The sequence below is a fragment of the Mycolicibacterium sp. lyk4-40-TYG-92 genome (assembly GCF_030209435.1).
Lineage (GTDB): Bacteria > Actinomycetota > Actinomycetes > Mycobacteriales > Mycobacteriaceae > Mycobacterium.
This window is the reverse complement of sequence record NZ_JARVRX010000011.1, coordinates 187845-201172: the sequence shown is the minus strand read 5'-3', so window position 1 is coordinate 201172 and position 13328 is coordinate 187845. Positions and strand designations below refer to the sequence as shown.

15 protein-coding genes and 1 tRNA gene are annotated in these 13328 nt (G+C 66.8%); 14 read left to right on the top strand and 2 right to left on the bottom strand.

The annotated features are described in order from the left end of the window. The first annotated feature begins 68 nt into the window (after window positions 1–68). From QRN63_RS17890 to QRN63_RS17850, 9 genes are all read left to right on the top strand, one after another. Window positions 69–674, top strand: a complete 606-nt coding sequence (locus QRN63_RS17890; RefSeq protein WP_267315888.1) for a TetR/AcrR family transcriptional regulator — start codon at window positions 69–71, stop codon at window positions 672–674. Continuing rightward, window positions 671–1870: a cytochrome P450 gene (locus tag QRN63_RS17885; protein WP_285032084.1), complete on the top strand. Its 1200-nt coding sequence runs from the start codon at window positions 671–673 to the stop codon at window positions 1868–1870. Before QRN63_RS17890 ends, QRN63_RS17885 begins: the two co-directional genes overlap by 4 nt. Next, window positions 1871–2725, top strand: coding sequence for an SDR family oxidoreductase (locus tag QRN63_RS17880; protein ID WP_285032083.1), 855 nt, complete (start codon window positions 1871–1873; stop codon window positions 2723–2725). Beyond that, complete coding sequence (cyp51, locus tag QRN63_RS17875; protein WP_285032082.1) at window positions 2722–4110, top strand: lanosterol 14-alpha demethylase; 1389 nt, start codon at window positions 2722–2724, stop codon at window positions 4108–4110. The genes QRN63_RS17880 and cyp51 overlap by 4 nt, the downstream gene beginning before the upstream one ends. Window position 4111: 1 nt before the next feature. Continuing rightward, window positions 4112–4318, top strand: a complete 207-nt coding sequence (gene fdx / locus QRN63_RS17870) for a ferredoxin Fdx (protein WP_267315892.1) — start codon at window positions 4112–4114, stop codon at window positions 4316–4318. 17 nt (window positions 4319–4335) lie between these two features. Continuing rightward, on the top strand, window positions 4336–4899 hold the full coding sequence (locus QRN63_RS17865) for a nuclear transport factor 2-like protein (protein ID WP_285032081.1): 564 nt from the start codon (window positions 4336–4338) through the stop codon (window positions 4897–4899). Between the two features lie 92 nt (window positions 4900–4991). Then, window positions 4992–6122, top strand: coding sequence for an NDMA-dependent alcohol dehydrogenase (locus tag QRN63_RS17860; RefSeq protein ID WP_267315894.1), 1131 nt, complete (start codon window positions 4992–4994; stop codon window positions 6120–6122). Between the two features lie 71 nt (window positions 6123–6193). Continuing rightward, complete coding sequence (locus QRN63_RS17855) at window positions 6194–6616, top strand: nuclear transport factor 2 family protein (RefSeq protein ID WP_502888156.1); 423 nt, start codon at window positions 6194–6196, stop codon at window positions 6614–6616. 194 nt (window positions 6617–6810) lie between these two features. Continuing rightward, entirely contained in the window at window positions 6811–7215 is a 405-nt protein-coding gene (locus QRN63_RS17850) for an HIT family protein (RefSeq protein ID WP_285032079.1), read from the top strand. Here the strand turns inward: QRN63_RS17850 and QRN63_RS17845 are convergent. Next, window positions 7162–8676, bottom strand: a complete 1515-nt coding sequence (locus QRN63_RS17845; protein ID WP_267315897.1) for a sensor histidine kinase — start codon at window positions 8674–8676, stop codon at window positions 7162–7164. The two genes, QRN63_RS17850 and QRN63_RS17845, sit on opposite strands and share 54 nt — an antisense overlap. 67 nt (window positions 8677–8743) lie before the next feature. Then, window positions 8744–9463 carry a response regulator transcription factor gene (locus QRN63_RS17840; RefSeq protein WP_020098732.1) on the bottom strand — a complete coding sequence of 240 codons (720 nt, stop codon included), beginning with the start codon at window positions 9461–9463 and terminating at the stop codon, window positions 8744–8746. A gap of 138 nt (window positions 9464–9601) precedes the next feature. Here QRN63_RS17840 and QRN63_RS17835 point away from each other — a divergent pair, with 138 nt between their 5' ends. The 5 genes from QRN63_RS17835 (at window position 9602) to QRN63_RS17815 (ending at window position 13249) form a co-directional block, all read left to right on the top strand. Next, window positions 9602–10897, top strand: a complete 1296-nt coding sequence (locus QRN63_RS17835; RefSeq protein WP_285032078.1) for a hypothetical protein — start codon at window positions 9602–9604, stop codon at window positions 10895–10897. A 28-nt stretch (window positions 10898–10925) separates the two neighbouring features. Beyond that, window positions 10926–11000 (top strand) — tRNA-Thr (locus QRN63_RS17830). Between the two features lie 44 nt (window positions 11001–11044). Continuing rightward, entirely contained in the window at window positions 11045–11449 is a 405-nt protein-coding gene (locus QRN63_RS17825; protein WP_285032077.1) for an HNH endonuclease, read from the top strand. A 30-nt stretch (window positions 11450–11479) separates the two neighbouring features. Further along, window positions 11480–12877, top strand: coding sequence for a threonine/serine exporter family protein (locus QRN63_RS17820; protein ID WP_285032076.1), 1398 nt, complete (start codon window positions 11480–11482; stop codon window positions 12875–12877). A gap of 6 nt (window positions 12878–12883) precedes the next feature. Continuing rightward, window positions 12884–13249 carry a hypothetical protein gene (locus QRN63_RS17815; protein ID WP_267315901.1) on the top strand — a complete coding sequence of 122 codons (366 nt, stop codon included), beginning with the start codon at window positions 12884–12886 and terminating at the stop codon, window positions 13247–13249. Window positions 13250–13328: the final 79 nt, after the last annotated feature.

The window sequence follows — 13328 nt, the reverse complement described above, 5'->3', positions numbered from 1 at the left end:
TGCCGATTTGTCAGGCATTTTCCTGGACCATCTTGCTTCCACGGCACGCCATCGACTAACTTGGACATGTGTCCAGCGATGCAGTGGCCGCGCTCACAAGCGCCAGCCAAGAAGCGGACGACCAGCCGCGCAACCGCCGCCAGGAGGAGACCTTCCAGAAGGTCCTGGCCGCCGGTCGCGAGATGCTGCGGGAGTCCTCCTACGCCGACCTGACGGTGCGCGCGGTCGCCGCGCGAGCCAAGGTCGCGCCGGCAACCGCCTATACGTACTTCTCGTCCAAGAACCACCTCATCGCCGAGGTGTACCTGGACATGGTTCGGCAGGTGCCCTACTTCACCGACGTCAACCAGTCGATGGCCAGCCGAGTCGAGCAGGCCCTGCGCAGCCTCGCGCTGGTGGTCGCCGACGAACCCGGGGTGGCCGCGGCCTGCACGACGGCCCTGCTGTCGGGCGACGACGAGACGGTCCGCAAGGTGCGCGACCGGATCGGTGGCGAAATCCACAAGCGCATCCGCTCAGCCGTCGGCCCCGACGCCGATCCGCGTCTGCTCTCGGCCCTCGAGATGACGTACTTCGGTGCGCTCGTCAACGCCGGCAGCGGCGTCTACACCTATCACCAGATCGCTGACCGGCTGTCGTATGTCGTCGGACTCATCGTGGGAGACAATGCATGACAGCCAATGTAGAACTGCTGATCGATCCCTACAGCTACGACTTCCACGAGGACCCGTACCCGTACTACCGGCGGCTGCGGGACGAGGCGCCGATCTACCGGAACGACAAGCTCAACTTCTGGGCGCTGTCCCGCCACGAGGACGTGCTGCGCGGTTTCCGCAACAGCACCGCCCTGTCCAACAAGCACGGCGTCTCGCTGGATCCGATCTCCCGCAACGACGAAGCCCACCGCGTGATGTCTTTTCTGGCCCTTGATGATCCGGCACACCTGCGGCTGCGCACCCTGGTTTCGAAGGGTTTCACGCCGCGGCGCATCCGCGAGCTCGAAGCTCGGGTCACGGAGATCGCCGTCCAGCACCTCGATGAGGCGCTGCAGCAGAACACTTTTGACTACGTCGACGATTTCGCGGGCAAGCTGCCCATGGACGTCATCAGTGAACTGATGGGCGTGCCGCAAGAAGACCGCGTACGCATCCGCGCGCTGGCCGACGGCGTGATGCACCGCGAGGACGGGACGGCCGACGTCCCGGCGTCCGCCATGGCCGCATCGGGTGAGCTGCTGATGTACTACGCCGCCATGGTCAAGCAGCGCCGCAAGAACCAGTCCGACGACCTCACCTCGGCGCTGGTGGAAGCCGAGATCGACGGCGACAAGCTGACCGACGACGAGATCATGGCGTTCCTGTTCCTGATGGTGATCGCCGGCAACGAGACCACCACGAAACTTCTTGCCAATGCTGCCTATTGGGGCTACCAGAACCCCGACCAACTGGCCCCCGTCTTCGACGACCACGAGTTGATCTCGCCGTGGATCGAGGAGACGCTGCGCTATGACACCTCCAGCCAGCTGTTGGCCCGGGCCGTCGTCGAAGACCTCGAGTTCTACGGCACCACCGTCCCGGCGGGCGAGGTGCTGATTCTGCTCGCCGGCTCGGCCAACCGCGACGACCGCGTGTTCGACCGGCCCGACGAGTACCGCATCGGCCGTGATATCGGTTCGAAGCTGGTGAGTTTCGGCAGCGGCGCCCACTTCTGCCTGGGTGCCCACCTGGCCCGGATGGAAGCCCGAGTCGCCCTGACCGAATTGTTCAAACGTATCCGCGGCTACGAGGTGGACGAGGACAACTGCGTCCGTGTGCACTCGAGTTCGGTCCGCGGATTTGCCCACCTCCCGATGACAGTGAAGGCACGCTAAATGGCCCGTTTTGAACCGCATCCCGCCCGCCGGCCCGCCATCGTGGCCGGCGCCTCCTCGGGCATCGGCGCCGCGACGGCGACTGCCCTCGCCGCCCACGGCTTCCCGGTCGCGCTCGGCGCCCGACGGGTGGAGAAGTGTCAGGAACTCGTCGACCAGATCAAAGCCGAAGGCGGCGAGGCGATTGCGCTGCCGCTCGACGTCACCGATACCGCGTCGGTCGAGAACTTCGTCGCGAAGGCCACCGCCGCGCTCGGCGACATCGAGGTGCTGGTCACCGGCGCCGGTGACACCAACTTCGGCCGGCTGCACGAGATGAGCACCGACGAATTCGCCGAGCAGCTGCAGATTCACCTGGTCGGCGCCAACCGGATGGCCCGCGCCGCGCTCGACGGCATGGTGGAGCGCCGCCGCGGCGACCTGATTTTCGTCGGCTCGGACGTGGCGCTGCGCCAGCGCCCGCACATGGGCGCGTACGGCGCCGCGAAGGCCGGTCTGGTCGCGATGGTGACCAACTTCCAGATGGAGCTCGAAGGCACCGGCGTGCGCGCCTCGGTGGTGCATCCCGGCCCCACCATGACCTCGATGGGCTGGAGCCTGCCGGCCGAGAAAATCGGCCCGGCACTTGAGGATTGGGCCAAGTGGGGCCAGGCCCGCCACAGCTACTTCCTGCGCGCGGCCGACCTGGCCCGCGCCATCACGTTCGTCGCCGAGACCCCGCGCGGCGGATACATCGCCAACATGGAACTTCAGCCCGAAGCACCGCTGGCCGAAGCAAAGGAACGTCAGTCGCTCGCTCTGGGCGAGGAAGGGATGCCCGCGGACGCGAGGAGCAAAGAGGAGACCGGTCAATGACCATCACCAAAGAGGTACAACGGGTTTCCGGTGGCGCCGAGGAACACGGCCACCTGGAGGAGTTCCGCACCGACCCGATCGGACTGATGCAGCGCGTCCGCGACGAATGCGGCGATGTCGGCTGGTTCCAGCTCGCCGACAAGCAGGTGGTGTTGCTGACGGGCTCCGAGGCCAACGAGTTCTTCTTCCGCTCCAGCGACAGCGAACTCAACCAGGCCGAGGCATACCCGTTCATGACCCCGATCTTCGGTGAGGGCGTGGTGTTCGACGCCGACCCCGAACGCCGGGCCGAGATGCTGCACAACACCGCGCTGCGCGGCGAGCAGATGAAGGGCCATGCCGCCACCATCGAGCGCGAAGTCCGGCGGATGACCGAGACCTGGGGCGACTCCGGCGAAATCGATCTGCTGGAGTTCTTCTCCGAGCTCACCATCTACACCTCGACGGCCTGCCTGATCGGCCCGAAGTTCCGCAACCAGCTCGACTCGCGGTTCGCGAACTACTACCACCTGCTCGAGCGCGGCACCGATCCGCTCTGCTACGTCGACCCCTACCTGCCCATCGAGAGCTTCCGCATCCGCGACGAGGCCCGGGCCAACCTGGTGGAGTTGGTGCAGGAGGTCATGAACGGCCGAATTGCCAACCCGCCCACCGACAAGAGCGATCGCGACCTGCTCGACGTCCTGGTCTCGATCAAGGACGAACAGGGCAACCACCGCTTCAGCGCCAACGAGGTCACCGGCATGTTCATCTCACTGATGTTCGCCGGGCACCACACCAGTTCGGGCACGTCGTCGTGGACGTTGATCGAACTGCTGCGTCACCCTGACTTCTACGCCAAGGTCCAGCAGGAGCTCGACGATCTCTACGCCGACGGCCAGGAGGTGAGTTTCCATGCGCTGCGCCAGATTCCGAACCTGGACAACGCGCTCAAGGAGACGCTGCGCCTCCACCCGCCGCTGATCATCCTGATGCGCGTCGCGCAGGACGAGTTCGAGGTCGCCGAGCACCCGATCCACAAGGGTCAGATGGTGGCCGCTTCCCCGGCGATCTCCAACCGGCTTCCCGAGGACTTCCCGGACCCCGACGCCTTCAACCCCGACCGGTACGAGAAGCCACGGCAGGAAGACCTGCTGAACCGGTGGACCTGGATCCCGTTCGGCGCCGGCAAGCACCGTTGCGTGGGGGCCGCGTTCGCCCAGATGCAGATCAAGGCGATCTTCTCGGTTCTGTTGCGCGAGTACGAGTTCGAGATGGCGCAGCCTCCGGAGAGCTACCAGAACGACCACTCGAAGATGGTCGTCCAGCTGGCCCGTCCCGCCACCGTCCGCTACCGGAGGCGCGATTCGGCGGGTGGAAGCGCAGCGACCGGGGAAGTTGCCTGAGATGGGTTCCTACCGCGTCGAGGTCGACCGAGAGCTCTGCCAGGGCCACGCGATGTGTTCCCTGGAAGCACCGGATTACTTCAACGTCCCCAAGCGCGGCACCGTCGAGATCCTCGACGAGACGCCACCCGACGAGGCGCGCGACGAGATCGAGCGCGCTGTCGCCGAGTGCCCGACGCAGGCCCTGTTCATCCGCGAAACCAGCTGAAAACAAAGGACAAGACAATGACGTCATTCCCCCGCGCACAACTCGAAGAGTGGGTCGAACGGTGGCTGCAGGTCAACCGTGACGCAGAGGCGGCCGGCGACTGGAAGCCCATGGCCGACTTCTACACCGAGGACGCCACCTACGGCTGGAACATCGGTCCCAAGGAGGACGTCATGTGCCTCGGTAAGGCCGAAATCCGCGACATCGCTCTGGGTTTGGAGATGGAAGGCCTCGAGGGCTGGAAATACCCGTACCAGCGGGTGGTGATCGACGACAAGCAGGGCGAGGTTGTCGGCTTCTGGAAGCAGATCGTCGGCGATCCTGACGACGCATCTGCCCCCGCGCGCGAGATCTACGGCATCGGCGGCAGCTGGTTCCGGCTGGAGAACGTCGACGGCGAACCGAAGATCGCCTGGCAGCGCGACTTCTTCGACTTCGGTCACGTGCAGAAGCTCTATCTGGACCTGATGACGGCCGGAAAACTGTCGAAAGGCATGCAGCAACGCATCCAGCGCAGCCTCGCCGGCGAGCAGCTGCCGGGCTACTACCCGCTGGGCGAGGCTCCGGTCCCGATCTGGTGAACCGGCCAAGCAGTTGGTTGGGGGGTGGGTGTGACGAACGTAACTATTCCCTCTACGCTAACTGAAACAGGTTCTAGTGGAAGGCACATGCGGTGAAGACAAAAGGTGCTCTCATCTGGGAGTTCAACAAGCCGTGGTCGATCGAGGAGATCGAGATCGGCGACCCCGTCAAGGACGAGGTCAAGATCCAGATGGAAGCCTCGGGCATGTGCCACTCGGACCACCACCTGGTGACCGGCGACATCCCGATGGCCGGATTCCCCGTGCTCGGCGGTCATGAGGGTGCGGGCGTCGTCGTCGAGGTCGGACCGGGCGTGGACCACATCGCGGTCGGCGACCACGTCGTGCTGTCGTTCATCCCGTCGTGTGGCGAGTGTCCGTCGTGTCAGGCCGGCATGCGCAACCTGTGCGACCTGGGGATGTATCTGCTGACCGGCGCCGCCGTCTCCGACGGCACCAACCGCGTCCACACTGCGGACGGCACCCCGGTACTGCCGATGACGCTGCTGGGCACCTTCAGCCCGTACATGGTGGTGCACAAGAGCTCGGTCGTGAAGATCGACCCGACCATCCCGTTCGAGGTGGCGTGCCTGGTCGGTTGCGGCGTCACCACCGGCTACGGCTCGGCAGTCCGCAGCGGCGACGTCCGCCCCGGCGACGACGTGTGCATCGTCGGCGTCGGCGGTGTCGGCACCGGCGCGCTCCAGGGTGCGCTGAACGCCGGTGCGCGCAACGTCTTCGTCGTGGATCCCGTTGAGTTCAAACGCGACAACGCCCTGAAGTTCGGCGCCACCCACGCCTACCCGGACATCTTCAGCGCCATGGCCGGCGTCGCCGAGGTCACCGAAGGCCGCATGGCCAGCAAGACCATCGTCACCGTCGGCGAGCTGCACGGCGAGGACATCGACAACTACCTGAACATCACCAGCAAGGGCGGCACCTGCGTCGTGACGGCGGTGGCGAACATGGCCAGCCTCGATGTGAAGCTCAACCTGTCGATGCTGACGCTGATGCAGAAGCGCCTGCAGGGCACCATCTTCGGTGGCGGCAACCCGCACCACGACATCCCGTCACTGCTGGCCATGTACAAGGCCGGCCGCCTCAACCTCGATGACATGGTCACCCGCCAGTACAAGCTGGAACAGATCAACGAGGGCTATCAGGACATGCTGGAGGGCCGCAACATCCGCGGTGTCATCCGGTACACCGACGCCGACCGCTGAGCGAGACGCGCCACCCCGAGACGGCATTCCAGCTGCTGGAATGCCGTTTCGGCATGATTGGAAGGAAACCCTTGTCCGAGAACCCAGTTGTCACCGCCTCGCAGTCGTCGTGGCGTTGCGTGCAGAGCCACGACCGCGAGGGCTGGCTCGCCCTGATGGCCGACGACATCGTCGTCGAGGACCCCATCGGTGAGGCCGTCACCAACCCGGATGGCACCGGCGTGAAGGGCAAGGAGGCCCTCGCCGCCTTCTACGACACCAACATCGGGCCCAACCAGCTGACGGTGACGTGCGAGGAGACGTTCCCGTCCAGCTCGCCCGACGAGATCGCCTACATCCTGGTGCTGCGCACCGAATTCCCGAACGGCTTCGTCGCCAGCGTCCGCGGCGTCTTCACCTACAAGGTCAACGGCGACGGGCTCATCACGAACCTGCGCGGGTACTGGAACCTCGAAGCCATGACGTTCGAGCAGCCTGCCGATCAGACCAACTGATTGGCGGCGTAGAACCGGGCCGCGCGGCCGTCAAATTCGAGTTCTCGGGATTTGTGCGGACCGGCCGCAATCCACGAAAGCACTTGACGGCGGACGCTTTTCAGCAGGACTACGAGTCCATCGGCGACAGCCCCTTCGCGACCGACATCGAGCCCTGGCTGTCCGGCACCCGCGTCGAGCAATAGGCTGGGCACATGCCGTCCGTCTTCACCATGATCATCAACCGCGACCTGCCGGGCCGATTCGTCTACGAGGACGACGACGTCGTCGCGTTCCTCACCATCGAGCCCATGACGCAGGGCCACACCCTGGTCGTGCCCCGGGCCGAGGTGGACAACTGGCAGGACGTGGACCCCGAGCTGTGGAGCAAGGTGATGGCCGTGTCGCAGAAGATCGGCCGCGCCGTGTGCACGGCGTTCGACACCGAACGGGCCGGCGTCATCATCGCCGGGCTCGAGGTGCCGCACCTGCACGTGCACGTGTTCCCGGCCCGCAACCTGTCCGACTTCGGGTTCGCCAACGTCGACCGCAACCCGTCGCCGGAATCACTCGACGAGGCTCAGGCCAAGATCATCGCCGCCCTCGCCACCGCCGGCTGATTCTGCAGAGTCGGCCGCGCCGCCGATACGCGGCAGACGCACCGTGAACCGGCAGCCGTGGCCCGGCGCGGTGGTCACGGTGACGACGCCGCCGTGTGCCCGCACCAGGGAGTCGACGATCGACAACCCGAGCCCCGTTCCGCCGCTGGTCCGGGTGCGCGACGAGTCGGTGCGGTAGAAGCGTTCGAAGATGCGGTGGGCGTCCTCGGCCGACAGGCCCGGGCCCTGATCGCAGACCTCGAGCACCGCGTCGCCGTCGACGGTGCCGACGCGAACCGTGATGCCGCCCGTCTCCGGGGTGTGCTGCACGGCGTTCATCACCAGGTTGCCCAGCACCTGGCGCAGCCGCGCTTCATCGCCCAGGACTTCGGGAGTGCCGGGGCCGTCCAGCAATTCCAGCGACACCGACCGCTGCGGCGCGATGGACCGCGCGTCGTGCACGGCGTCGGTGGCCAGGATCAGCAGGTCGACGGGCCGCTGCTCCAGCGGCCGCTGTTGGTCCAGCCGCGCGAGCAGCAGCAGATCCTCGACCAGCAGCCCCATGCGCCGGGCCTCGCTCTCGATGCGGCTCATCAGCATCTCGACGTCACTGGCGGCACCCTGCCGGTACAGCTCGGCGAATCCGCGGATGGTGGTCAGCGGCGTCCGCAACTCGTGGCTGGCGTCGGTGATGAAGCGGCGCATCCGGTCCTCGGACGTGCGCGCCGACTCCGCCGACTGTTCAGACGAGGCCACCGCATTCTGAATCTGCGCGAGCATCCCGTTCAGCGCCAACGACAATCGGCCGACCTCAGTACGTGAGTCCCGCTCCGGAACACGACGGTCCAGCTGCCCGGCGGCGATGTCGGCGGCCGTCCGCTCCACCTCGTCGAGCGGGCGCAGGCTGCGGTGCACCGCGACATAACCGGCGATTCCGAGAATCAGCAGCACCGCGGCACCGATGCCGACCTGCGACCACGCCAGCGCGCGGACCGTCGATGCCACATCGGAGAGGTCGATCGCCACCGTCGTCAGCTCGCCCGACGGACTACGCACCGTCATGGCCCGCCACTTCACGTCGGAGTGGTGGATCGAGCCGACCGTCGTCGGCACCGGGCCGACGTCATTGCTGTCCGGCAGCGCCGGCTGTGCGTCGTTGTCGTTGACGGCAATCCACACCCGGCCGTCGGGGTCGATGCCCCGGACATAGAAGTTCGACGGCGGCCGCGCCGGGTTCGGGCCTTCGATGGGCGTGGCCGGAATCCGCCGCGGCTCCTGCGCCCAGCTACGCGAGGCGTCCAGCAGCGTCTCGTCGACGCGGTTGATCAGGCTGTGCTGCATGATCGAGGTGACGGCGACGCCGGAGGCCAGCAGACCGAGAGCGGCCAGCAGCACCGTCGCGGCGACCAGCCCCACCCGCAGCGGAATGCCATGGGTAACGCGGCCTATCCCGTCGCTGCGCTCGCCCTGTCGGCGTGTCATCACTCCATTGTTGGCGATGGCTCGCCAAAAACGTCTCAGCGCCGTCTGTTCTTCGCGCGAGCGCTCATCACCGCGGCTCGCGGAGCACGTAACCGACCCCGCGCAGCGTGTGCAGCAGGCGCTTCTCACCGGTGTCGATCTTGCGGCGCAGGTACGACACATAGGACTCGACGACGTTCACGTCACCGCCGAAGTCGTAGCGCCACACGTGGTCGAGAATCTTCGGCTTCGACAGGACAGTGCCCGCGTTGATGATGAAGTAGCGCAGCAGGGTGAACTCGGTGGGCGACAGCGACACCGGTTCGCCGGCCTTCCACACCTCATGGGTGTCCTCGTCGAGCTCGATGTCGGCGAACGTCAACCGGGCGCTGCGCGGCTCTTCGACGCCACGGCCGGTGCGGCGCAGGATCACCCGCAGTCGCGCCACGACCTCTTCCAGGCTGAACGGCTTGGTGACGTAGTCGTCGCCGCCGAGCGTCAGGCCGGCCACCTTGTCCTGCAGGCTGTCGCGGGCGGTGAGGAACAGGGCCGGCGCGTCGATGCCGTCGGCGCGCATCCGGCGCAGCACGCCGAACCCGTCCATACCGGGCATCATCACGTCGAGGATCACCGCATCGGGCTTGACCTCGCGGGCCTTGTCGAGTGCGGCGGGGCCGTTGGAGGCGGAGTGCACCTCGAAGCCCTGGAACTTCAGACTCACCGAAAGCAGCTCAACGATGTTGGTCTCATCGTCGACGACGAGAATCCGAGCTTCGGGCGTCGCTTCAGGAACTGCAGCCATAGCCATGCAGCCATGGTCCTCGCGGCCCTTAAATCCTCCCTGCTCGATAGCTGTGAACATACTGTGAGTCATCCAGCTAAATAGCCGGACCGCCGGTATCTACCTCAGCAACATCAAATGTGATCCGCGCCATACACTTGGCCGATGGATCTGGGTAAAGCCCTGTCAGACCTGGCCTCGACGCCGCTCAAGATCGCCAGCGCCGGTCTCGAAATCGCCAGCGGCACGCTGTCGACCGTGCAACACGCACTCGGCGACACCAGCGTGGGTTCGCCCGTCATGTCCATGCTCGGCCTCGATGACACGCTGAGCCGGGCCGGCCGCCTCACCCGACTGGTCGACGACGACGCTCCGCTCGGCCGGGCGCTGGCGCCGGGCGGCGTGCTCGACCGGTTGCTCCGCCCGGGTGGTCTGGTCGACCAGATCAGCCAGGACGGCGGCCTCCTCGACCGCCTCACCGCCGAGGGCGGCGCCGTGACACGGGCACTGGCACCCGGCGGCATCATCGACCAGCTGACCCTCGACGGCGGCCTGCTGGACCAATTGACATCCGACGAAGGGGCGTTGTCGCGAGTACTCGCCCCCGGCGGCTTCGCCGAACAGGTGCTCGCCCCGGACGGTGTCGTGGACCGGGTACTCAGCGAAGACGGCATCGCCGCCCGCCTGATCGCCAAAGACGGGCCGGCCGACCGCTTCCTCGCCGACGACGGTGTGGTGGACCGGCTGCTGAGTACGGGCGGCATCGTCGACCGACTGCTCGAACCGGGCGGCCCAGCCGACCGCGTCCTTGCCGACGGCGGTGTCGTCGACCGCGTACTGTCCGCCGACGGCATCCTTGACCGGGTGCTCGCCCCGGGTGGGGTGGCAGATCGTGGGCTCGCCGAAGGCGGCGTCGTGGACCAGGTGCTCGCAGACGGCGGCATTGTGGACCGGGTCCTTCGACCCGAAGGCATCGCCGATCGGTTGGTCGGCGAAGGCGGTATCGCCGATCGACTACTGGCCGACAACGGCGTGGTCGATCGGGTGCTGCGCCCTGACGGCATCGCCGACCGCCTCCTCGGCGACGGCGGGTCGGTGGACAAGATGCTCGCCGACGGCGGCCTCGTGGACCGCCTGCTCAGCGAGGGCGGTATCGCCGAACGACTCCTCGACGAGGGCGGCGCCATCGACGTCCTGACCGCACCCGACGGTGCCCTGATGAAGTTGAACGACGTCGTCGACAACCTCAACCAACTGGCGCCCGTGCTCGCCGGGCTCGCCCCGACCGTCGACAAGCTGTACGACGCGGTTCTCGTCCTCAACGACGCGGTGAATCCGCTGAGCAACATCGCCGGGCGCATCCCGCTGAGCCGCCAGCGCGGCAAGCGGGCAGCGGCTCGGGCCGCCCAGAGAACCGGCGGCGAGAACGGCCAAGAGCAACCGGGTCCGGGCACAGGTTAAGATTTGGGGCGGTTCCGTCGAACCGCATGCCTCCGTAGCTCAGTGGTAGAGCACCCGCCTTGTAAGCGGAAGGCCGTCAGTTCAATCCTGACCGGGGGCTCCACTACGCAGCCGCGGCTTGTCGGTGGCTCGTCGTAGCGTCGCTCTATGAGGTCATGCCGTGGTTGTGGCACTCCGCTCGTGAAGCGCAGCCAGAAGGTCTACTGCAGCAACTCATGTCAGGCGGCGACCCGCAGCGACGCCCGAACGAAGCGGTGGCTCGAGACAGGCGAGGCGTATGTCGCCACCTATCACGATCACTACATCAGGCAGTACCTCGCCGGCGCTCAATCCAACTGCTGTGCGATCTGCGGCGGGGACACGACCTGGCACGACCAGTCACTGGTGTTGGTACTCGACCACATCGACGGCAACCCGACGAACAACTGCCGGGAGAACCTGCGGCTGATCTGCCCGAACTGTGACTCCCAGCTGCCGACGTACAAGAGCCGCAACCGCGGCAACGGTCGCCACTTCCGTCGTGAGCGCTACGCCAATGGACAGTCGTACTAGGGCAGCCGAGCTGGGACCTACGCTTCTGGTGTGACACTGCGTGACCGCGTCGCCTCCGCTCGACGCCGCATACTCGGCGACCGGCCGTCCACCGCCGACACCGCGGGCCTGCCCGTCATCGCGCCGGCGCAGCCTGTCGACCTGAGCGACGAGCGCGCCGTCACCGAGGTCGTCGAGCTGGCGATGAACGTCGGCGAGGTGCTGCTGGACTCCGGTACCGGCGCCATCGACACCAGTAAGCAGATCGCCTTCGTCGCCGCCACCTACGGACTGCCGGACTGCGCCGTCGACGTCACCTACAACGCCATCCACGTCTCGGCGCGGCGCGGTCCGGGCCTGCCACCGACCAACTACATGCGCACGGTGAAGTACCGCTCGCTGGACTACACGCGCCTCGAACAGGTGGACACGCTCCTGCGGCAGATCGGCCGCGGCCACCTCGGCCTCAAGCCCGCCCGCGCGGCGCTGGACCACATCGTCGCCGCCGACCATCCGTATTCACGCAAGGTCGCGCTGTCAGGTTGGGCCCTGATGGCGGCCGCAGTGACGCTCATGCTCGGCGGCAGCCCGACGCTCGCCGTCGTCTCGTTCGTCACCACCGCAGCGATCTACGGCACCAACGTCGCTCTCGGCAAGCTCGGTCTGCCCTATTTCTTCCAGCAGGTCATGGGCGGCTTCATGGCGACGGTACCGGCCGCGTTCATCTACAAGCTGGCCATCGAACACAGCGCCATTGTTGCGCCGTACCGCATCATCGTGTCCGGCATCATCGTGCTCATGGCCGGGTTGTCGCTCGTCGGTTCGGTGCAGGACGCCATCACGGGCGCGCCGGTCACGGCGGCGGGCCGGTTCATCGAGGTGATGGTCTTCACCGCAGGACTGGTCGGCGGCGTGGGCATCGCGCTCCGACTCACCTCAGCCCTCGGCGCGAGCCTGCCGCCCATGCAGCAGGAGGTGCTCCCCTATGCGCCGTTGCCGATCATGGTGCTCACCGGCGGCCTGGCGTCAGCGGCCTTCGCACTCGCCAGCTACGCGTCGCTGAAGGCGCTCACCACCTCGTTCGCGTCGGGTGCTGTCGGTGCGGGCCTCGTCGGGTCCACCTTGAATGCGGGGCTCGGCCCGATCGTCGCGTCCGCGGTGGCCGCCACCGTCGTGGGTCTGGCCGGCGGCCTGCTGGCCCGGCGCGCCGTCGTCCCGCCGATCATCGTCGCCGTCGCCGGCATCACTCCGCTGGTGCCCGGTCTCGCGGTCTACCGCGGATTGTCCGAGATCATGGCCGGCCAGACCCTGGCGGCCATCTCAAACCTGTTCACCGCCGTCATGGTGGGCTGCACACTGGCCGCCGGGGTGACCCTCGGCGAATGGGTGGCGCGCACCATGCGTCGCCCGCGTCTTCCCCGCCGGCTGCTCGGCGCGCGCGTAGCGTAAGGCGCCATGTCCGACACCGGAATCTGGATTGCCTGGGGATTGCCCACCCAGGGACGGGAACTGCAGGCCCTCGCGGCTCTGCGCGACGCCCGTGGCTACCTGCAGGCACTCGTCGACGACGGCCGGATCGAAGGCTTCGACGTCACGGTGCTGCGCCCCCAGACGACGGAGTTGGGCGGGTTCATCCACGTCAAGGGCACCCGCGTCCAAATCGATATCCTGCGCCGCACTGGGGATTTCGAGCGCTGGGCCACCGGAATTCAGCTGATCGCCGACCGGGTGGCCTTCGTCGACAGCTGGGTCGATCGCGGCATCGACCACGCCATCGAGTTGTACGAGGACGCACTCCGCGAGGCCGGTCTGCTCCGCTGACGTATCGAGACGGAAACAACCCCGTCGAAAGTCTCCCGCGGTTCGACCCGATGTTGTTCCATTGGTTAATTAGCTGGAA